This window comes from Deinococcus sp. AB2017081 (assembly GCF_034440735.1).
Lineage (GTDB): Bacteria > Deinococcota > Deinococci > Deinococcales > Deinococcaceae > Deinococcus > Deinococcus rufus.
This window is the reverse complement of record NZ_CP140098.1, coordinates 3,671,843-3,691,732: the sequence shown is the minus strand read 5'-3', so window position 1 is coordinate 3,691,732 and position 19,890 is coordinate 3,671,843. Positions and strand designations below refer to the sequence as shown.

19 protein-coding genes are annotated in these 19,890 nt (G+C 71.5%); 11 read left to right on the top strand and 8 right to left on the bottom strand.

Translation table 11 applies throughout. The features are described from left to right. Positions 1-53: 53 nt before the first annotated feature. From U2P90_RS18030 to U2P90_RS18010, 5 genes are all read left to right on the top strand, one after another. Positions 54-521, top strand: coding sequence for a GNAT family N-acetyltransferase (locus U2P90_RS18030; protein WP_322473215.1), 468 nt, complete (start codon positions 54-56; stop codon positions 519-521). A 33-nt stretch (positions 522-554) separates the two neighbouring features. Continuing rightward, complete coding sequence (locus U2P90_RS18025; RefSeq protein WP_322473214.1) at positions 555-923, top strand: cupin domain-containing protein; 369 nt, start codon at positions 555-557, stop codon at positions 921-923. After that, positions 913-1,245: a hypothetical protein gene (locus U2P90_RS18020; RefSeq protein WP_322473213.1), complete on the top strand. Its 333-nt coding sequence runs from the start codon at positions 913-915 to the stop codon at positions 1,243-1,245. The genes U2P90_RS18025 and U2P90_RS18020 overlap by 11 nt, the downstream gene beginning before the upstream one ends. Positions 1,246-1,330: 85 nt before the next feature. Next, positions 1,331-2,836, top strand: coding sequence for a pyridoxal phosphate-dependent decarboxylase family protein (locus tag U2P90_RS18015; protein ID WP_322473212.1), 1,506 nt, complete (start codon positions 1,331-1,333; stop codon positions 2,834-2,836). 17 nt (positions 2,837-2,853) lie between these two features. Beyond that, positions 2,854-3,765, top strand: coding sequence for a VOC family protein (locus U2P90_RS18010; RefSeq protein WP_322473211.1), 912 nt, complete (start codon positions 2,854-2,856; stop codon positions 3,763-3,765). 147 nt (positions 3,766-3,912) lie between these two features. Here the strand turns inward: U2P90_RS18010 and U2P90_RS18005 are convergent, their stop codons facing one another. Together U2P90_RS18005 and U2P90_RS18000 are read right to left on the bottom strand one after the other, a co-directional pair. After that, entirely contained in the window at positions 3,913-5,445 is a 1,533-nt protein-coding gene (locus tag U2P90_RS18005) for a tetratricopeptide repeat protein (RefSeq protein WP_322473210.1), read from the bottom strand. 138 nt (positions 5,446-5,583) lie between these two features. After that, the gene (locus U2P90_RS18000) at positions 5,584-7,047 is read right to left on the bottom strand and encodes a hypothetical protein (RefSeq protein ID WP_322473209.1); all 1,464 of its coding nucleotides are present in this window, start codon (positions 7,045-7,047) and stop codon (positions 5,584-5,586) included. Between the two features lie 114 nt (positions 7,048-7,161). Here U2P90_RS18000 and U2P90_RS17995 point away from each other — a divergent pair, with 114 nt between their 5' ends. Genes U2P90_RS17995 through U2P90_RS17980 form a run of 4 tightly spaced genes read left to right on the top strand, consistent with a single transcriptional unit; the run spans position 7,162 to position 10,166 of the window. Further along, positions 7,162-8,034 carry a fructosamine kinase family protein gene (locus U2P90_RS17995; protein WP_322473208.1) on the top strand — a complete coding sequence of 291 codons (873 nt, stop codon included), beginning with the start codon at positions 7,162-7,164 and terminating at the stop codon, positions 8,032-8,034. A gap of 48 nt (positions 8,035-8,082) precedes the next feature. Continuing rightward, entirely contained in the window at positions 8,083-8,946 is an 864-nt protein-coding gene (locus tag U2P90_RS17990) for a VOC family protein (RefSeq protein ID WP_322473207.1), read from the top strand. Between the two features lie 16 nt (positions 8,947-8,962). After that, positions 8,963-9,814, top strand: coding sequence for a hypothetical protein (locus U2P90_RS17985; RefSeq protein ID WP_322473206.1), 852 nt, complete (start codon positions 8,963-8,965; stop codon positions 9,812-9,814). Positions 9,815-9,854: 40 nt separating this feature from the next. Beyond that, entirely contained in the window at positions 9,855-10,166 is a 312-nt protein-coding gene (locus tag U2P90_RS17980) for a Rieske 2Fe-2S domain-containing protein (protein WP_295815221.1), read from the top strand. Positions 10,167-10,316: 150 nt separating this feature from the next. On the opposite strand, the gene U2P90_RS17975 is transcribed toward U2P90_RS17980, so the two are convergent. Further along, the gene (locus tag U2P90_RS17975) at positions 10,317-10,835 is read right to left on the bottom strand and encodes a hypothetical protein (RefSeq protein ID WP_322473205.1); all 519 of its coding nucleotides are present in this window, start codon (positions 10,833-10,835) and stop codon (positions 10,317-10,319) included. Positions 10,836-10,912: 77 nt separating this feature from the next. Further along, positions 10,913-11,563 carry an ankyrin repeat domain-containing protein gene (locus tag U2P90_RS17970; protein WP_322473204.1) on the bottom strand — a complete coding sequence of 217 codons (651 nt, stop codon included), beginning with the start codon at positions 11,561-11,563 and terminating at the stop codon, positions 10,913-10,915. 29 nt (positions 11,564-11,592) lie between these two features. Here U2P90_RS17970 and U2P90_RS17965 point away from each other — a divergent pair, with 29 nt between their 5' ends. Continuing rightward, positions 11,593-13,311: an alpha-glucosidase gene (locus tag U2P90_RS17965; protein WP_322473203.1), complete on the top strand. Its 1,719-nt coding sequence runs from the start codon at positions 11,593-11,595 to the stop codon at positions 13,309-13,311. Between the two features lie 330 nt (positions 13,312-13,641). Here U2P90_RS17965 and U2P90_RS17960 read toward each other — a convergent pair whose 3' ends face one another. Continuing rightward, on the bottom strand, positions 13,642-14,811 hold the full coding sequence (locus tag U2P90_RS17960) for an acetyl-CoA C-acetyltransferase (RefSeq protein WP_322473202.1): 1,170 nt from the start codon (positions 14,809-14,811) through the stop codon (positions 13,642-13,644). Between the two features lie 242 nt (positions 14,812-15,053). Here U2P90_RS17960 and U2P90_RS17955 point away from each other — a divergent pair, with 242 nt between their 5' ends. Next, the gene (locus tag U2P90_RS17955) at positions 15,054-15,737 is read left to right on the top strand and encodes a hypothetical protein (RefSeq protein ID WP_322473201.1); all 684 of its coding nucleotides are present in this window, start codon (positions 15,054-15,056) and stop codon (positions 15,735-15,737) included. A gap of 39 nt (positions 15,738-15,776) precedes the next feature. Here U2P90_RS17955 and U2P90_RS17950 read toward each other — a convergent pair whose 3' ends face one another. From U2P90_RS17950 to U2P90_RS17940, 3 genes are all read right to left on the bottom strand, one after another. Continuing rightward, the gene (locus U2P90_RS17950) at positions 15,777-17,834 is read right to left on the bottom strand and encodes a single-stranded-DNA-specific exonuclease RecJ (RefSeq protein WP_322474723.1); all 2,058 of its coding nucleotides are present in this window, start codon (positions 17,832-17,834) and stop codon (positions 15,777-15,779) included. 80 nt (positions 17,835-17,914) lie between these two features. After that, complete coding sequence (locus tag U2P90_RS17945; RefSeq protein WP_295815212.1) at positions 17,915-18,280, bottom strand: lipopolysaccharide assembly protein LapA domain-containing protein; 366 nt, start codon at positions 18,278-18,280, stop codon at positions 17,915-17,917. Positions 18,281-18,454: 174 nt separating this feature from the next. After that, positions 18,455-19,648 carry an S-layer homology domain-containing protein gene (locus tag U2P90_RS17940; RefSeq protein ID WP_322473200.1) on the bottom strand — a complete coding sequence of 398 codons (1,194 nt, stop codon included), beginning with the start codon at positions 19,646-19,648 and terminating at the stop codon, positions 18,455-18,457. Positions 19,649-19,890: the final 242 nt, after the last annotated feature.

The following is a 19,890-nucleotide window of genomic DNA, read 5'->3' as shown; positions in this document are numbered from 1 at the left end:
TGTAATTCAGGGCAGCTCTGGGAACGCTTCCAGCAGGGGACACTTCAGGGTGAATGAATCCGAAGCTGCGCCCGTACCGTCCCACGGACCACGCTGCCTGCGTGGCGCTGTTCGACTCGAATACACCCTCCTCGTTCCTGCCCCACGAACGCGCGGAGTTCGTGGAGTGGCTGGACGGTCTGGACGCGGGGGGCAGCGATGAACACGCCGAATATCTCGTCATCGAGGACGCCGGGCAGCTCGTCGCCTGCGGCGGGATCTGGTGGACGGAGCCCGCCGCCCCGGCCGGGTTCGCGTGGGGCATGGTCGCCCGTGACCTCCAGCACCGGGGCCACGGCACCATGCTCGTCCGGGCCCGCCTGGAGCGGCTGCGCGAGCTGGGCGCGGGCGAGGTGCGGCTCGACACGTCCCAGCACACCGCGCCGTACTACGCCCGCTTCGGGTTCGAGGAGGTGACGCGCACCCCAGGCGGCTACGGGCCAGGGCTCGACCGGGTGGATATGGTGGCCCGGCTCAGCTGACGGGGCATCATGGAGCGGCGACAGGAGGACACCATGACAGCAGTGAAACGGGCGTGGCATGACGTGCAGGCCGAGGCGATGATGCCAGGGGTGACGCGGCGGTTCGTGCACGGCGAGCAGGCGATGGTCGCGCAGATCGAACTGCGGGCCGGGGCCGTGGTGCCGTGGCACGAGCACGCGAACGAGCAGATCAGCATCCTGCTGTCGGGCCGGGCACGCTTCGAGTTCGGTGGAACCGCGGCCCCGGAGGTCGTGGAGGCGGGTGCGGGCGACACCATCGTCATTCCGGGCCACCTCCCGCATCAGGTGACCGTGCTGGAGGACGCCCAGGTCATCGACGTGTTCGCGCCGCCCAGAGCGGACTGGATCGCGGCCGGCCAGGAGGCCGCCGATGCTCGATAGTCTTGATGCCGTGGCCGCCGCCCCCGAGCACCACATCGTGCTGTTCGAGGACGACCGCGTGCGCGTGCTGGACACCGTGATCCGCCCCGGCGAGGAGACGGCCGTGCACACCCACGTGTGGAGCGGCGTGTTGTACGTGATCAGCTGGAGCCCGTGCGTGCGCTGCGACGAGCACGGCACCGTGATGATGGACTCGGTGCGCGACGGTGTGTCGCCGGTGCCCGGCACCGCGATCCCGGCCGCGCCGATCCCGCCACACACCCTGAAGAACGTGGGCACGCAGGACATCCACGTGATCCTGACCGAGTTCAAGACGGCGTAGGCTGGGCCCAGACGGGAGGGCCACCGACCGGCTCGGGGGAGCCGCGCCACGGTTCAGGGCAGGCCGCTCGTCCGGAGGTCAGAGCATGACCAGCGAACCGCAGGCGGCACCCTTCGAGACCCTCGACCCGCCGGACTGGGCGCAGATGCGCCTGCTCGCGCACCGCATGGTGGATGACGCGCTGGGCCACCTGGAGACGCTGCGCGAGCGCCCCGCGTGGCAGCCGGTGCCGCCGGAGGTGGAAGCGCGGCTCCGTGCGCCGGCCCCGTGGGAGCCGCAGGGAGCCGAGGCCGCCTACGAGGACTTCCTGCGGGACGTGCAGCCGTACCCGATGGGCAACATCCACCCGCGCTTCTGGGGCTGGTACATGGGCAACGGCACGGTGCTGGGCGCCCTGGCCGAGTTCCTGGCGGCGACCATGAACCCCAACGTGGGCGGCGGCAACCACGTGGCGAGCGTCGTGGAGTCGCAGGTCATCTCGTGGGTAAAGGAGATGCTGGACTTTCCGGCCACGGCCAGCGGCCTGCTGGTCTGCGGCGGCTCCATGGCGAACTTCGTGGCCCTGGCGGTGGCACGGAACGTGAACGCGGGCTTCGATGTGCGCGAGCTGGGCATGCACGCTGCGCCGCAGCCGCTGGTGGTCTACGCCTCCACGGAAGTCCACAGCTGCATGCAGAAGACCGTGGAGGCGCTGGGACTGGGGAAGGTCGGGCTGCACAAGGTGCCCGTGAACGCGGACTACACGCTGGACGTGGCCGCGCTGGAGCAGGCCATCGCCGCCGACCGGGCGGGGGGGCGGCGGCCCATCGCGGTCGTCGGGAACGGCGGCACCATCAACACCGGGGCCATCGACGACCTGTCGGCCCTGGCCGACCTGTGTGCACGCGAGGGGCTGTGGTTGCATGTGGACGGCGCGATCGGCGCGGTGGCGGTGCTGTCGGACGTGATCCGCCCCCAGCTGCGCGGCATTGAGCGGGCGGACTCGGTGGCGCTTGACCTGCACAAGTGGCTGCACATGCCCTTCGAGGCCGGCTGCGTGGTGGTGCGGTCGGAACCCGCCCACCGGGGCACCTTCTCGCTGACCCCGGAATACCTGGCGCACGAGCAGCGGGGCGTGGCGGCCGGCGCAGTGTGGTTTTCCGACTACGGCCTGCAACTGTCGCGGCAGTTCCGGGCCCTGAAGGTCTGGATGTCCGTCAAGGAGCACGGCCTGCACCGCTTCGGGCGCATGATCACCCGCAACGTCGAGCAGGCGCATTACTTCGCCGGACTGGTCGACGCCGACCCGCAACTGGAACGCATGGCCCCGGTCGGGCTGGACATCGTGTGCTTCAGGTTCAATCCCGGCGGGCTGGCCGGTGCTGATCTGGACGGCCCGGCGCTGGACACGCTGAACCGGGAAATCCTGATGCAGCTGCACGAGCAGGGCACCGCCGTCCCGTCGTACACAACCCTGTACGGCCGCTACTGCCTGCGGATCGCCATTGCCAACCACCGCAGCGTGCAGGATGATTTCGATGTGCTGGCGCGGGAAGTCGTGCGGATCGGGCGGGAGGTCATGGCACAGACCGGGATCGCCGCACCGACATGACCACCCAGGAGGATCGCGTGACCACCAGCTCTGAAATTCATGTGAACAGCACGCCCGGCCCCGTGGCCCTGACCGTGCGCGACCTGGAGACGATGACGGCCTTCTACCGCCGCCTGCTGGGCCTGGACGAACTGGCCCGCGACGGGAACGCCGTGGTGCTGGGCACGCCGGAGGGGACGGCGCTGCTCGGTCTGCTGGAGCACCCCGACGCGCCGGAACCCGCCCCGGACGCCACCGGCCTGTACCACCTGGCGTTCCTGCTGCCCACCCGGCAGGATCTCGCCCGCTGGTTCACCCACGCCTTTCCCCTGGGCCTGCGGATCGGGCAATCGGATCACTACACGCACGAGGCCTTCTACCTGCACGACCCCGAGGGCAACGGCATCGAGGTCTACCAGGATTGGCCCCAGGAGCAGTGGCCCTTCGACCGCGCCGCCCGCCGCATGACGCCCGGCGCGGCGCAGCGCGAGGACATCCGCCTGCGCGAGCTGCTGAACACGCCGGACACGGATCAGGTCTGGGACGGTGCTCCGGCTGGCACGCGGATGGGCCACGTGCACCTGAAGATGGCCGACGCCGACGCCACACGCGACTTCATGGCCGGTGGTCTGGGTCTGAACGTCACGGCGCAGTCACCGGATCTGGTGTTCGCGGCGGCGGGCGACTACCACCACCACGTCGGCAACAACTCCTGGCGCAGCCGGGGCGGCCCGGTGCCGACCCCCGGCTCGCGTGGCCTGCACCACTGGACGCTGGAGGTGCCGGACGCGGCGGAACTGACGCGGACGGTGCAGCGGCTGGAAACAGCGGGGTACGACGTTCAGGATGCGCCCGGAGGAGTACAGTCGCTCGACCCGTCGGGGAACCGGGTGATCATCACGGCCGGGCCGGCACGGGTAGAGGACGTGCTGGCCGCGCTGAGGAACTGACCTGCAGGTTCTGGGTACGGTGGGTAGTGTGCTGCTGTCAGCCGCAGTGCGCTCCATTCCGAGACCTGCACAACAGCACCGGTGTTTCTCCATACCGCGCACTGCAGCTTCTTTGCCACCCGCCTCACGAGGGATCCGCACTCCCGGTCAGTCCGCACCGGCCGCGCGATCCCGCCACGCCTGGGCCTGCGCGGCGTCGCGCGGCACCCCCACGCCCTGCGCGTGGCGGCGGGCGAGTTCCAGCATGGCGCTGGTCTGGCCGGCGTCGGCGGCCTGGCGAAACCAGTGGGCGGCCGTGGCCTCGCTGCGGGGCACGCCCCGGCCGGTCGCGGCCAGACGGCCCAGGCTGGACATGGCGTTCACGTCGCCGCCCCCGGCCGCCCGCGTGTACCACTGCACGGCCAGGGGCAGGTTCACGCGCACGCCCTGCCCGTACTCGTAGGCCTGCGCGAGGTTCTTCATGGCGGTGACCTGACCGTGGCCGGCGGCGCGGCCGTACCACTCGGCGGCCTGCCGGAGGTCGCGCCGCACGCCGTCCCCGACGACGTAGGCGTCACCGAGCAGGTTCATGGCGTTCGCGTTGCCGCGCTGGGCTGACTTCAGGAACCACGCGGCGGCCACCGCCGGGTCGCGGGGACGGCCCCGTCCGGCCGCCGCGAACAGGCCCAGGTTCTTCATGGCGGTGGCGTCGCCGGCCTGGGCACCCTGGAGGTACCACGCCAGCGCGTCCGGATCGCTCTGGGGCACGCCGCGCCCGTCGGCATACAGGTCGCCCAGCGAGGTCATGGCGTTCGCGTCGCCCTGGGCCGCCGCCCGGCGGAACCACGCGGCGGCCTGTCCGGGATCGGTGGGCAGGCCCTGACCGCGCTGGTACATCAGGCCCACGTCGTTCATGACCCAGCGGTCGCCGGCCTGTGCGGCCCGGCGGAACCACGCGGCGGCCTGCGCGGTATCGACCGGCACGCCGCGCCCGTGGCGGAGCATGTACCCGGCGTTGCGCATGGCGGTGGGTACGCCGGCGCGGGCGGCCTTCAGGTACCACTGCGCGGCGTGGGCGTCGCTGCGCGGCACGCCCCGGCCGGTGCGGTACAGGTCGCCCAGGGCGTTCATGGCCAGCGGATCGTCGGCCTGCGCGGCCTGCTGGTACCAGCGGACGGCCTGGGCGGGGTCATCCGGCACGCCGCGCCCGCCGGCATACAGGTCGCCCAGGCGCTGCATGGCGTGGACGTGCCCGGCGCGGGCGGCGCTGCGGTACCAGCGGGCGGCCAGCGTGTCGTCCTGGCTGACCCCGCGCCCCTGCGCGTACAGGTCGCCCAGACGGGCCATGGACAGGACATGTCCGGCCTGCGCGGCCTGCTGGTACCAGTGCGCGGCCTCGCGGTCGCTGACCGGCACGCCCCGGCCCTGGGCGTAGGCTCCGGCGAGAGAGGCCATCGCCGCCGCGTTCCCGCCATCAGCCGCCTGCCGGTAGGCGTGGACGGCGCGGGCGGGATCGGCCGGCACGCCCAGGCCGGCCGCGTACATGCGGCCCACGTACCCCCACGCCTGGATGTCCCCCTGCCGGGCCTGGGCCTGGAAGGCGGCCAGCGCCTGGGGATGGCGGCCCTGCCGGAACAGCTCGACCGCCGGATTGACAGTCGAGTGCGTCTGGCCGGCCAGGAACAGGACGGCTGTGCTCACGGTCAGGGTGGCGGATTGTACGGACACGTGAGGAGACCTCGGGGGAGCGGTGACGCCGATGCCATGGTGATGTCCAGCACATTGTCACATGTGCCGGCGGTCAGCTGTGACACACGGACGGGTGTGGAATGGCTGTGGTCACCGGCCAGCGCCCCTCCGGGAACGCGCCGGCCGCAGCACGAGCAGCAGCACGGCGGCCAGCACGGTCAGGAGCAGGCCCGCGTGCCCACCGCTCAGGAAGACCAGCGGCGCGGCGCTCGCCAGCGCGAGCGGCCACGTGAAGGCGCGGCCCAGCAGGTGCCGGCCCAGGACGAGACCGGTGAGTGTGCCCAGCCCCTGCGCGGCGTCCACCGGCATGTACGCGGTCAGCACGCCGGCCAGCGTGAAGCCCAGCCCCAGGCCCAGCACGGCGGCGGCCAGTGGCACGGGCGGCAGCGGCCGGCGGCGCGTGGTCGCCCACGCCACGCACAGCAGCGCGGCCAGCACCAGTGCCAGCGGGTGCAGCACACCGATCTTGGTCAGCGTCTCGCGCATGCTGCCCTGTGCGAACACCAGGGCGATGTCCTGCGCGGTGATGACGTCCCGCAGGTTCCATTCCAGGTGGGTGGTGGTGCCCAGCGCCGGGCGCGTCTGCCGCGTCGGGAACAGCGTGGCGCGCTGGAACTTCGCGGGCCGGTTCGTGCTGACGTCCAGGCGGAAGTCGCGGATGGGCTCGCGCCGCTGCCCCAGCTCGTAGCGCCAGCTCCGGGCGCCCTGGTTGCGGTACGTGACGGTCACGCGGATCACGCCGCCGGCCGGCACCACGCCCTCCCACACCGTGCCGCGGTCAGGATCGGCGGGGCGCAGCACCTGCCCGTTCACGGTCAGCCGGAAGTCGCTCAGGGTGCCGCTGCCGGTCGGAAGCGGAAACGTGAAGCGCATGGTGGCGGGGAGGGCCGCCGGGTTGGTGAAGGCGTAGTCGGCGCTGAAGGCCGCCGCGTAGTACAGGCCGCGCCCGCCCGCCGGTTCGGTGAACTTCAGGTCGGCACGCACCGCCGACGAGTCGAGCGGAACCGGCTCCTCGGTCGTCAGCGTCACGGCTCGCGAGTACACCAGCCGGGGGCCGACCCGCGTGAAGCCCTCGCGCAGGTCGCGCACCGAGGCGCCGTCCGGCTGGCCCAGGTAGGGCAGCAGCGCCTCCCAGCCGCCCGGCACGCGGATCCGGGTGTCCACGTCGGCGGGCAGCGTCAGCGACCGGGTGTAGGTGTGGCTGCCCAGCACGCTGGCGCGCGGCGCACCCTGCACGGTCTGCCCGCCGTCCGGATCGGCGGCGTTCGCGTAGCGGGCCGACAGCTGGGTTCCCACGCGCAGATCGGTCGCCCGCCGCGACACGTGCAGCAGCACGCTGGCGGCTCCCAGCGCGAGCAGCACCAGGGCCCACCCGGCCACGTGGGGCGCGCGGCGCGTCAGCCAGCGCTGCCGCGCCCGGCGGCCGCCCGGATCAAGCCGGTGCAGCAGCCCCAGGATGATCGCGCCCAGCAGCGCCACCCCGGCGGCGGGCAGCGCCAGCCAGAGCAGGGCGTTCAGGGCGTGCTGGAGGACGTCGAGGGCCACCTGAACCATACGGAACCTCCGGATACTGAGAGCAGTGATGTACTCACCTGAGTACACACCCTGCAGACGGTCGTGGACATCCGCCTTTGGGTGCAGCCGCCGCGCGATCTGCCACCATGCGGCATGCCCACCGCGCTGCCCGCCGCCCTGCGCCCCCAGCTGGAGCTGGTGCTCGGCACGTCCGTGACTGCCGCCACGCGACTCGCGGGCGGCGACATCAACGACGTGTTCCGGCTGGACACGGCCCGCGGGCCGGTGGTGCTCAAGGCGTCCCGGCGCGGCCTGCCGGGCCTGTTCGCCGCCGAGGCCGCGGGGCTGGAACTCCTGCGCGCGGCCACGCCGCTCGCCGTGCCTACCGTCATCTCGCACGGCGACGCGCCGGGCGGGTGGGCGTACGTGCTGCTGGAATTCCTGCCCGCCGCCCCCGACACGCCCGCCGCCCAGGAGGCGCTCGGGCGGGGGCTGGCGGCGCTGCACCGCGCGCCCGCGCCGGGCTTCGGCGGCACCGCGCCGAACTACTTCGGGCGGCTGGCGCAGGCGAACGGCGCGCAGCCCAGCGCAGCCGACTTCATCTGGCACGAGCGGCTGGCCCCGCAGGTGGCGCTCGCCGCCGCGCACCTGACTCCCGCCGACCACGCGCGCTTCGAGGCGCTGCGGGGGCGGCTGCCCGCCCTGATTCCCCCGGAGCCGCCGGCCCCCGTGCACGGCGACCTGTGGCACGGGAACGTGCTGTCCACGGCGCGCGGCCCGGCGCTGATCGACCCGGCGGCGGCGTACAGCCACCGCGAGGTGGATCTTGCCCTGCTGCACCTGTTCGGGACGATGCCGGAGCACGCCCTGGCGGCGTACCACGAGGCCTACCCGCTGACGCCGGGGTGGCGGGAGCGCACGGCGCTGTGGAACCTGTACCCGCTGCTGGCGCACCTGAACATGTTCGGGGCGTCGTACCTGGGGCGCGTGCGGGCGGCGCTCGACCACGCCCTGACCCGCGGCTAGCTTTCTACACCGCTTGACTTTCTAAAGCATCGGGTGGACAGTGGAGGCATGACCACGCCCGCTGCCTTGCCCGCCACCACCCACGTCGGCCCGGTCACGCTGCTCGCCCGCGATCTGCCCCGCCTGAGCGCGTTCTACACGCAGCTCCTGGGCCTGACCCCCACGGCCGCGTCGGCGCAGGAGGTCACGCTGGCCGCGCACGGCACCCCGCTGCTGCACCTACGAGCTGCCCCGGACCTGCCCGCCGCGCCCGTCACCCGGCCCGGCCTGTACCACACCGCGTTCCTGCTCCCCACCCGCGCCGACCTGGGGCAGTGGCTCGCGCACGCCGCCCGCTCGGGCCTGCGGATCGGCAGCGGCGACCACCTCGTCAGCGAGGCCTTCTACCTGAACGACCCCGAGGGCAACGGCATCGAGGTCTACGCCGACCGCCCGCGCGACACGTGGACGTGGGTGGACGGCCAGATCCAGATGGCGACCCTGGCCGTCGACGCCGCCGCCGTGCTGGCCGCCGCCGGGCTCGACCTGGGTCACCTGGGCGACGCACCCCCCTACGCCGGGGCCCCGGCCGGCACCACCGTCGGGCACATCCACCTGAAGGTCGGGAACGCTGCGCAGGCCGCCCGCTGGTACGCGGACACCCTGGGCCTGGACGTCGTGGCCGACCTGGGCAGCGCCGCGTTCCTGTCGTGGGGCGGGTACCACCACCACGTCGGGCTGAACGAGTGGCACTCGGCCGGACAGGGACGGCCCGCCGCGCCCGCCGCGGGCCTGGGCGGCGTGACGTTCCTGACCCCCGATCTGGACGCCCTGCGCGCCCACCTGCGCGGCCGCGACGACGTGCAGGACGCCACGGATCACGTGAGCGTCCGTGATCCATGGGGCACCCGCCTCACCGTGCGCCGGGCCTGAGCGCCTACCCTGGCGCATGGCTTCCCCGCTCCTGCGCCGCGCCGCCGCGCTGGCCCTGGCGTGCTCGCTGGGCGTGCCCGGACACGCGGCCACCCCCCTGAATCCCGTGCTGGTGCGCGCTCCCGGCGAGGGCCACCCGTACCTGCTCGGCGCGTGGCAGGGCGGACGCTGGCGGCCCGGCGACGCCGCGCTGGCCCGCGAGCTGGGGGCCGCCACGTACCTCCGCGGCACCCTGGCCGGGCCGGCCGCCCGCGTGGCTCTGAAGGCCCCGGCGTCCATGGGCGACCCGTGCGGCGAGACCTTCCAGGCCCGGCTGGCCGCCCCGCGCGACGCCCGCACCTTCGAGGTGTACACGGGCATCCCCCAGCGGCCCCGCCCGGTCACGGCCCTGCCCCTCACGAGCGCCGTGTACCGCGAGGTCGTGCGGCAGGAACTCGTCCGGCGCGGCGTGCGCGCGCCCGTCGTGACCCTGACTGCCGTGATCCGCACCGACCTCGACGGCGACGGCACCCAGGAGGTCATCGTCGAGGCGGGCCGCTACCGTGAGCGCAGCGGGAACTTCCCCCCGCCCACTGGGCAGCCCGGCGACTACAGCCTCCTGCTGCTGCGCCACGTGGCCGGCGGGCGGGCGGTCACCACCGTGCTGGGCGAGCACGTCGCCCCCGCCACCCCCTGGGATCCCGGCAGCACGGAGCCCATGCCGCTCGCCAGCCTCTTCCGCCTCGCGGGCGTGGCCGACCTGAACGGCGACGGCCGCATGGAGGTGCTCACCTCCGGCACGTACTACGAGGGCGAGGCCTTCGCCGCGCGCGAGTGGACGCCCGCCGGCGGCCTGAAGCTGCGCCTGGAGACCGGCTGCGGCGTGTAGGCGGCCACCCGCCCCGGCCGGGGCGCTACACTCGCCGGCGATGAGCGAGCGGGTCGAGGTGGGACGCACGGACGCCATGCCCGAGGGCTGGCAGGGCACGGTGGACGTGGACGGCGTGGGCGTGCTCGTCGTGAAGTTCGAGGGGCAGTTCTACGCCCTGCGCAACAACTGCACCCACAAGGACTTCCCGCTGCTGGGCGGCGACGTGTCCATGGGCCGGATCACCTGCGAGAAGCACGGCGCGAAGTTCGAGCTCGCGACCGGCAGGGCGAAGACGCTGCCCGCCGTGAAGGCCGTGCGGATCTACGCCACGGAAACAGAGGACGGCGTGCTGTACGTCCGTCCCCTGTAGGTTCACATCAGACTTCAGAGGCACTGAGGGTTGCCCTCAGTGCATCTGGAACGAGCGGAGCGAGTCCGTGAGATGACAGCGGCTGGAAATGGAGCCCTGGGGCATCCTTTCAGGGCCGGGGCGGAACTGAACACCGCTGTCACCCCCGGCTCAGCGCCGGTCGAGTCCGTCGCCCTGCACCTCGTTCTGGAGTTCGGGCGTTTCGCCCTCCGGCAGGTCGCCGGGCCGCTGGCTCACGCGGGGCGGGCCCTGCTCGCTGGGCGGGGTGTAGCCGGGATTGGGGTCGATGTCGCGGTGGTGTTCGCGCACCGCCGCGCCCAGGGACGCGCCCACCCCCAGGCCCGCCGACGGCGTGACCTCGTCCAGCAGTTCGCCGCCCAGGCCATCCACGGTCTCGGCCCCCTCGAATTCCGGCACTTGGAGGGCGTGATCCATGGCCGCCACGTCACGGGTGGCGAGGTGGTCGAACTGCCCGGTCACGACCTTCGCGCTCGGGAGTTCCACCGGCGTGTACTTCGCGTGGTCGGCCGCCCCGACGTGATCGTCGGCGGGCGTGGTCGTGTACGCGGTCTGGTGGTCGTCCTTGGGATCGTGCGCCTGGAAGCCGGTCTGCGCGCCGTCCGCGCCGGTCACCTGCGGGTTGCTGCGTTCATCGTCGCTGCGGGTCATGCCCCAGTGTCCACCCTGCGCCGCCCGGCCGCATTTCCGTTCCCTTGAGACCTTCCGCGGGCTCCCTCATGCCGCCGTCACAGCATGTTCAGGACGGCCACATGCCCCTCCTCGCGCGCGAGGTCGGCGGCCGTGCGGCCGTCCGTCGTGGCCGCGTCCGCCCGCGCCCCGGCAGCCAGCAGGAACGCCACGAGCGCCGCGTTGCCGTGCTGCGCCGCGCCCATCAGGGGCGTGAAGTCGCCTTGCTGCACGGCATTCACGTCCGCGCCCGCCGCCACCAGCTCGCGGGCCAGCGCGTCGTGGTTGCCCGCCACCGCCGAGTGCAGGGGCCGCACCTGCATGGCGTTCGTGCTCACCGCGTTCACGTCCGCACCGCGCTCCAGCAGCACCCGCGCCACATCCGCCCTGCCGAAGAAGGCCGCGAGGCCCAGCGCCGAGAAGCCGTCGCCGCTGACCGCGTTGACATCCGCCTCGTCCGCCAGCAGGGCCTGCACGCGCCCGATGTCGCCCACTGCCGCCGCCTCGAACACGTCGAGCGGCGCGCCCTCCTCGACGAGCACGCGGGCCACGTCGTGTCTGCCGTAGTACGTGGCGAACAGCACCGGCGACACGCCCATGGGGCTCACGGCCCGCAGCAGCGTCGGCTCCGCGCGCACCAGGGCGCGCACCTGCGCGTCGTCGCTTGCCTGGATCGCCAGGAACAGCTCCCGCTCGGCCTCGGAGGTCATGCGCCCAGGGTAGCGGGATAGCATCGGGCATGGAACAGCCAGACGGGGCGTGGTGGCGGCGCAGCACCGTGTACCAGATCTATCCCAAGTCCTTCATGGACAGTGACGGCGACGGCGTGGGCGACCTGCGCGGCATCACCTCGAAACTCGACTACCTGCATGCGCTCGGCGTGGACGTCGTGTGGCTGTGCCCGGTCTACCCGCACGGCGGCGTGGACGGCGGCTACGACATCACCGACTACCGCGCCATCGCGCCGGAGTTCGGCACGCTCGCCGACTGGCAGGAACTCCTGGCCGGGCTGCACGCGCGCGGCATGCGGCTGGTCATGGATCTGGTGGTCAACCACACCAGCGACCGCCACCCGTGGTTCCTGGAGGCCCGGTCGTCCACCGACAGTCCGTACCGCGACTACTACCTGTGGCAGCCGGGCAGGGACAGCGGGCCGCCCAGCAACTGGGGCTCCCACTTCGGCGGCAGCGCGTGGCAGCTCGACCCCGCCACCGGCGAGTCCTACCTGCACCTCTTCGCGCCCGAGCAGCCCGACCTGAACTGGGAGAATCCCCGCGTGCGGCGCGAGGTGTACGACCTGATGACCTTCTGGCTGGAACTCGGCATCGACGGCTTCCGCATGGACACCATCAACATGCTCTCGAAGGTGCCGGGCTACCCGGACACCGCGCCCGGCGCGGACTACGCCTACCCCCTGGCCGAGGAGCACTTCCTGAACGGCCCGCGTCTGCTGGACTACCTGCGCGAGATGAGGGCAGAAGTGCTGTCAAAGTACGACGTCATGACGGTCGGCGAGACGCCCGGCACCACCCCCGAGCAGGCCGCCGTCCTGACCGACCCGCAGACCGGCCCGCTGGACATGGTCTTCCAGTTCGACCATATGGCCGTCGACAAGGACACCACGAGCGCCCGCCCCCGCTGGACGACCGTGCCCTACGCCGTGCCGGAACTCAAGCGGGTGCTGGGCCGCTGGCAGACCGGCCTGCACGGCCGCGGCTGGAACTCCCTGTACCTGGGGAACCACGACGTGCCCCGGATGGTCTCCCGCTTCGGCGACGACGGCGAGCACCGCGTCGCCTCCGCCAAGATGCTCGCCACGCTGCTGTTCACCCTCCAGGGCACCCCGTACGTGTACCAGGGCGACGAACTCGGGATGCCCAACGCGCGCTTCACGTCCATCGACGACTACCGCGACGTGGACACCCTGAACCTCTACCGCGAGGACGTCACGCAGGGGGGCCGCGATCCGGCCGAGGTGCTGGCGATGATCCACGCCAAGGGCCGCGACAACGCCCGCACGCCCATGCCGTGGACGGCCGGCGAGCACGCGGGCTTCACGACCGGCACTCCGTGGATTCCGCTGAACCCCACGTATCCCGACATCAACGCCGAGGCCGCCATCGCCGACCCGGACAGCGTGTACTGGTACTACCGCGACCTGATCCGCCTGCGCCGCGAACACCCCGCCATCGTGGACGGCCGGTACGACGACCTGCGCCCGACCCACGACACGCTGTACGCCTACCTGCGCACCCACGCGCAGGAGCAGCTGCTGGTGCTCCTGAACTTCGGCGGCGCGGTGCTCGATCTGGACGGCGTGCTGGAGCTTCCGGCCAATGCGGAACTGCTGATCGGCAACTACGCCGCGCCGGGCGAGGTGCCGCCGGGCGTCCTCCAGCCGTGGGAAGCGCGGGTGTATGTCACGCGTACGGTGGAGGAGACGGGCACACCGGGCTGAGTTTTGATCGGAAGGCACGTCCGGGTGGGCTGGTTGGTTGAGGCATGTGGAAGGTGGGCGTATGCGGCGGGCTGCCCCACCCCCAGCCCCTACCCCAGAGGGGCAGGGGAGCGAAGCGCTGCGCTCGGCATGTGGTCGCTGTTGCGTTCTGGCCGGCCTTTCTGGGGTTTGCGTCGGCGTGGGGAGGCGTAGCTGCCCTGGGCATGATCGCGTCGTTGCCCGTGCGCTGCGCGCCCGACGGCATGTGGTCAGGGTGGGGGTTTCGGTGCTTTCAAGCGGATGCACGAGGTCGCATCGGCTCTCTGCCGTCAGCCATCAGCCCTCTTCGCCCTACCTCGCCCGTACCACCATCGCCACGCCCATGCCGCCGCCGATGCACAGGCTGGCGACGCCGTGTTCCTTGCCGGTGCGGCGCAGCGCGTGGATCAGCGTGACGAGCACCCGCGCCCCGCTCGCGCCGATGGGATGCCCCAGCGCGACCGCGCCCCCGGTGACGTTCACGCGGGCCGGGTCGGCGTTCAGGTCGCGCACGACGGCCAGGGACTGCGCGGCGAAGGCCTCGTTCAGTTCGAAGAGATCCACGTCGGCCACGGTCAGGCCCGCGCGTTCCAGGGCGATGGGCACGGCCCTCGCGGGCCCGATGCCCATGATGGCCGGATCGACGCCGATGGCGGCGTAGCTGGCGATCTCGGCGAGCACCGGCAGGCCGTGGGCGTGGGCGTACTCGGGCGTGGCGATCAACAGTATGGCCGCGCCGTCGTTCAGGCCGCTGGCGTTCCCGGCGGTCACCGTGCCGTCCTTCTTGAAGGCGGGTTTCAGCTTGCCCAACGCCTCCAGGGAGGTCGCGCGGGGGTACTCGTCCGTGTCGAACACGGTCGGGCCCTTCTTTCCGGGCACCTCCACACTGACCAGCTCGGCGGCGAAATGCCGGTGCTCCAGCGCAGCGGCGGCGCGGGTCTGGCTCTCCAGCGCGAAGGCGTCCTGCTCCTCGCGCGTGATGCCCCACTGCGCGGCGATGTTCTCGGCCGTGATGCCCATGTGGTAGTCCCCGAACACGTCGGTCAGCCCCTCGGACAGGATCGAGTCCACGAGCTGCCCGTGGCCCAGGCGGTAGCCCTCGCGGGCGCGGGGCAGCAGGTACGGGGCGCGGCTCATGGACTCCGTGCCGCCCGCCACGTACAGCTGACCGTCACCGGCGCGGATGGCCTGTGCGGCGCTGATCACGGCCTGCAGGCCGCTGCCGCACACGCGGTTCACCGTCAGGCCCGGCACGTCCTGCGGCAGGCCCGCGCCCATCCCGACCTGCCGGCCCACGTTCATGCCCTGCCCCGCCTGGAGCACGTTGCCCACGATCACGTCGGCCACGTCCGCGCCGTTCACGCCCTCCAGCACGGCCTTCGCCGCCGTCACGCCCAGCTGCGCGGCCGTCACGTCCTTCAGGCTGCCCAGGAAGCTCCCGATCGGCGTGCGCCGTGCCGCCACGATCACCAGATTGTCCATGCCGGAAGTCTAGCGGCGACGAGAGATGGGGGCCGTCACTGACGGAGGGAACGCCAACACCCGCCGCGCACTCCACATGCAGGTGAGTACATGAATTCCCGTATCATTGCCATATAGAGACAGGCCCTGATCTGAGTTTCTTTTCATCTGCCCCACAGTCCGTTTGGCCGTGGACGCATCGTGCCGCTCGCCTGCTTGCTGCGTCTCCAAGGCAACGGTCAGACGATGACGGTCACCCGTTCGTGTCCCTGGATCAGATCAAGGAGCGCTTTCTGAGTGCTGGTCTCCCTGTGTACGAGCCCGTCGTTGCCTTTCAGCGCGATCTTGCTGGCCACGTCTTTTACGACGGGCTGCGCGAGAATCCGTATCGCTGGGGCATTCAGTCTCCTGTACCTGAAAACGGCTCGGATGGGCCGTATCTTGACGAATGTGTCGCTCTGACCGACGCACATCCATTTGGGTACTGGATTCGTGCAGATGGGAGCATTGAAGTCGCTGGTCACGTACACGCCTCCAGTGCCTATGTACTGGTCGAGGAGCAGGCCTTGAAGTTTGAATGGGATCTCGATGTCCGGCCGCAGACCGCAACGTACTTCCTTCGGCTGCCTGCTCGACCACCTGACGACACGGCATTCTGGCAGGCGGTCGTACAATGGGCACAAAAGTCAGGACTCACAAAAGTAGCGGCGGCGTCGGATGCGTTCAGGCAATCGTGGGTGGGATCATCCACCCGACTGCACATCGAGCCATACTACGGGTCTGGTGATCTTGCGTCCCGCTGGGCGGCGCTACAGTCCTCCTCCGGAAGGGAAGCCAGGGCTTTCCACGAGGGTTTGGCGACGTTGATGGGTTGGGACAGGCTTCACTGGTTGGCCCTTACTCGTGAGCCAAGACCAGCGGACTTCTACTACGAAGAACGGTTCTGAATTGACCGTATGCCAAAAGTAGACTGATTCCCTACTGGCTCAGTCCCCTGTGACCCCCACGAGTGCCGGTTCCGCCTCAGCCCGTGGCACGTCCAGCCCCAGCATGGCGTACACGCTGGCGCTCCAGCCGGCGTCGTCGAGCACGCGGTGGTGGTGGGCCCACTGCCAGCGGCGGTAGGCGTCGGCACTGGTCTGCATGTGCCGGTCGTCCAGCGTGGCGTCGGCCAGGGGGTTGGCCGGGGGCGCGGTCAGGTGGTGACGGGTCAGGGCACCTTCCAGCTCGGCCAGGGTCTTGGGGCCAAAGGCGAAGGCCACCCGCCCCTGCGTGAGCCAGCGGCGCAGGTCGTCCTCGCCGGGCAGGGTATACAGGATCAGCTCGCCGCCGGGATGCGGGTCGCCGGGAGCGATCAGGGTCACGCCGGGCACGTTGTCGCGCAGGTAGGTGGCGATCCCGCCCAGGGCGTATGCAGACCCGCCGGAACCCAGGCGCTGCATGGCATCCCTGGGCACCAGACGGGGCACGTCCACGCCCACCGGGGGCGCGTCCAGGGTCATCTCGGCCGGGGGGCGCAGCGCCTGGGCGTGCAGCTCCAGCCGCGTCTGCCCGCGCCACTCGCTGACCACCAGATGCGACGCGAGGTCACGGTCGCCGGGGGTGGCGTCCGGCTCGCTGTACTTCACGCCACGCAGCGGGCCGACCCGGAACTGGAGGGTGTCGCCGCGCTTGCCGACCAGCCGCGTATCGGTGAGTCCGTCGCGCACGTGCCACAGCGGCAGGGCGTGGCCCTCGCCGAAGGGTTCGAAGGCGGCCGTCTCGGTCACCAGATCCAGTGTCGCGCCCAGCACGGGCAGGGGAGCGTCCAGGCGCACGCGGGGCTGGGGAGTCGGGAACTGCCGCACGTAGTGGTGAAGACGGTCGCGCAGCGCCGCGATGTTCACGTCGTCGATGGCGAAGCCCGCCGCGCCGGGGTGCCCGCCGAAGCGCTTCAGGAGGGCGCGGCTGTCCTCCAGGGCGCCGACAGCGCTGATCCCCGGCGTGCTCCGCACCGAGCCCTTGCCCTGGGCGACGATGAACACCGGCTTGTGGTAGGTCTCCAGCAGCTTGCTCGCCACGATACCCATCACCCCTGCGTGCCAGTCCGGGTGCGTGACCACCAGCGCGGGCTCGCTGGGGTCGGCAATGGCCAGCGCGTGGGTGAACATGTCGTCCTGGAGCTTGCGGCGCTCCAGATTGCGCGTCTCCAGGTATTCCGCAAGTCGGCTCGCCTCGTGGGCGCTGGATGTGGTCAGGAGCGTCAGGGCGATGTCGGCCTCGCCCAGGCGGCCGGCGGCGTTGATGCGCGGCGCGAGGATGAAGGCCACGTCCCGCGCACTGGGACGCTTCACGCGGCCACTGTCCAGCAGCGCCCGCAGGCCCGGGAGCTCGGTGGTCGCCAGGGCGTCCAGGCCGGCCCGCACCAGGGCACGGTTCTCGCCGATCAGCGGGGCCACGTCGGCGACAGTGCCCAGGGTCGCCAGCGCGCTCAGATCGCGCGGTTCGGGTGCCCCCAGTTCCTCGTGCACGGCCCACAGCAGGTGGTAGGCCACGCCCGCGCCGGTCAGGTTGTGCAGCCCGGCGTCGTAGCCGTCCGTGAGGTGCGGGTGCACGACCAGCGCGGCTGGGAAGTCCTGACCGGGAGCGTGGTGATCCGTGACGATGACCTCGGTGCCCCGGGCCACCAGCGCGGCGACCTCGGCCACGTTCGTCACGCCGCAGTCCACCGTGACGAACACGTCACTCGCGCCGGCGTGTTCCTCGACCTTATCTGGATGCACTCCGTAGCCCTCGTTCAGGCGGTGCGGGATGAAGCCGTGAACCTCGGCCCCCACGCGGCGCAGGCCCAGCACCAGCACGGCGGTGGCCGACACGCCGTCGGCGTCGTAGTCGCCGTGGATCCGGATGCGCTTGCCGGCCCGGATGGCCGTGACCAGCCGCCGGGCCGCCTCGCGCAGCGCCGGATTCGGCGTCAGGGTCAGGGGGGGGTCGAGCAGCGCGGGTGTGAGGTGCCGGCCCGACAGCACCTGCGCCACCGGCGGCGACACGCGCCACGCCCGCATGGTGTCCAGCAGCGCCTCGCGGCTGGCCGGTGGCGCGAGGTGCCACGCCGGCGTGGGCCGCGCTGTCTCGGGGCGCGGACTCACGGCGTCTCCATGACCGGCGGCGACACGTCGGTGGTCTCGGGTTTCACCGCCGCCGGTGCTGGCAAGGCCCCCAGGCGCGCCTGCAGGGTAGCGGTCAGGCGATCCTCGACGCGGGCGCGTTCGCGGCCCTCACGGCGGCGGCGGGCCTGCTCGCGCAGAACCGGAGGCAGCAGCAGCAGCGCGGCGTACGCGGCCCCCAGCAGCAGGAACACCGTGACGGCCAGACCGACCGACAGCGTCAGCTCACCCCCGCCCAGCGGGAGGGGAAGGCGCACGGTGGCCGGGTTCTCCAGCGTGACCAGCAGCAGGTAGGCCGCGATCCCCAGCAGCAGCAGCACCTGCACGAACGAGACGAGCCGCATGCTGCCAGTCTAGGGCATGGCGTCTGGGCCGTGGAGCATGTGGAGGGCGGTGCCACGACCCACGCAGCGCGGGAATCCTGTCCGGTGGCAGACCATGACAAGACACAGGACTCCGCAAGGGAATCCTGTGTCCGGAAGCGTCTGCTCAGGTCAGCAGCGGCTCAGTGAATGGGCTCAGAAGTAGAACTTCAGGCCGGCCTTGACGGCCACGCCGAAGCCCCTGGAGTCGGTGGCCGCACTAGCGCCCTGGCCCGCACCTATTCCCTTGTTGCTCAGGTAGTACCGGCCGTCACCCTCGATGTACGCCGCGATGGAGGACGTGATGCGGTAGTCCGCACCCAGCACCAGGTTGCCGTACAGGTCGGTGGTGTTGCCCGTGCCGCTGCGGGCCGCGCTGCTGGTCAGACCCAGACCGGCGCCCACGTAGGGGCTCAGGCTGCCGCCGGCATTCAGGTGGTACATGGCGTTGACATCGGCACTCACGGCGTTGTTGCCGGGCTGGTACTCGGCGGCCACGCGGGCACCCACCGGGCCGATCACGCTGGTGCTGCCGATCATGGCGCCGGCCGTCACGCAGTAGTTCACCGTGTTGCCGCGCACGGTGCAGCTGTCCTGGCTGGTGCGGGCACCGGCGCTGATGCCGGCATACAGGCTGCTGGTGTTGGTGGCCGCTTCGGGCGCGGTGTCACCGATCACGACCGTGGTGCTGGGCACCGTGGTGTCGACCGGTGCGGGCGCCGGGGTGGTGACGGTCGCGCTGGTGCCGGCGGGGCCCGCCGGGCCCGCAGGACCTGCGGGGCCCACAGGACCCGCCGGGCCGGCCGGACCCGCAGGGCCTGCGGGGATGTTGCGGATCGCGGCTTCCAGGGCGTCCACACGGGCCTGGAGGGCCGTGACGTCGGCGCTGGCCGTGGGGGCCGCCGCGGCGTTGATCTTCTCTTCCAGGGCCGTGATCCGGGCCTGTTGGTCGGCGCTCAGCTTCTCCAGATCCGTCACGCGGTTGGCGATGGCGGCCAGCTCGGTGCTGACTTCCTGCATGCCGTTGGTGATGGTGGTCATGTCGCCGGCGCTGAACCCGCAGCTGGCGAGCTGGCCGGACTGCAGCAGACGGTAGAAGATCAGGGCCGCCTGGTAGCGGGTCAGGTTCTCGTTGCCCCGGAAGGTGCCGTCCGGGAAGCCCTGGATCAGGCCGCAGGAGACGATCTTGTCGACGGCGTCCTTGGCCCAGTGACCGGCCGGAACGTCGCTCAGCGTGACCGGGGCCGGAGCGGCGGTCGTCGCGGGCGCGGCGGGCGTCGTGGTGTCCTGGGCGCTCGCGGCGCCCAGGCTGAGGGCCAGGGTGGACATGAGGATCAGTGATTTGCGCATGGAGTCTCCTTGGGCGGCTGACCGCCAGGCTCGGGGCCCGGCCGTCGTCCTTGGCCCACCGTAGGCACGGGCAGTGAGTCCCGCGTGAACGCGGCTGCGTGGAACTTCACGAAATACATCTTCAGATCGTTTCAGAAGTCACAATGAAGACAGGATGAGAATGGCCGAGTCGTCCATGAGTCCCGAATCTGCGGCCATGTCGAGGAATTGGTCATAACCATGAGAAACCTGACGAATCCCTG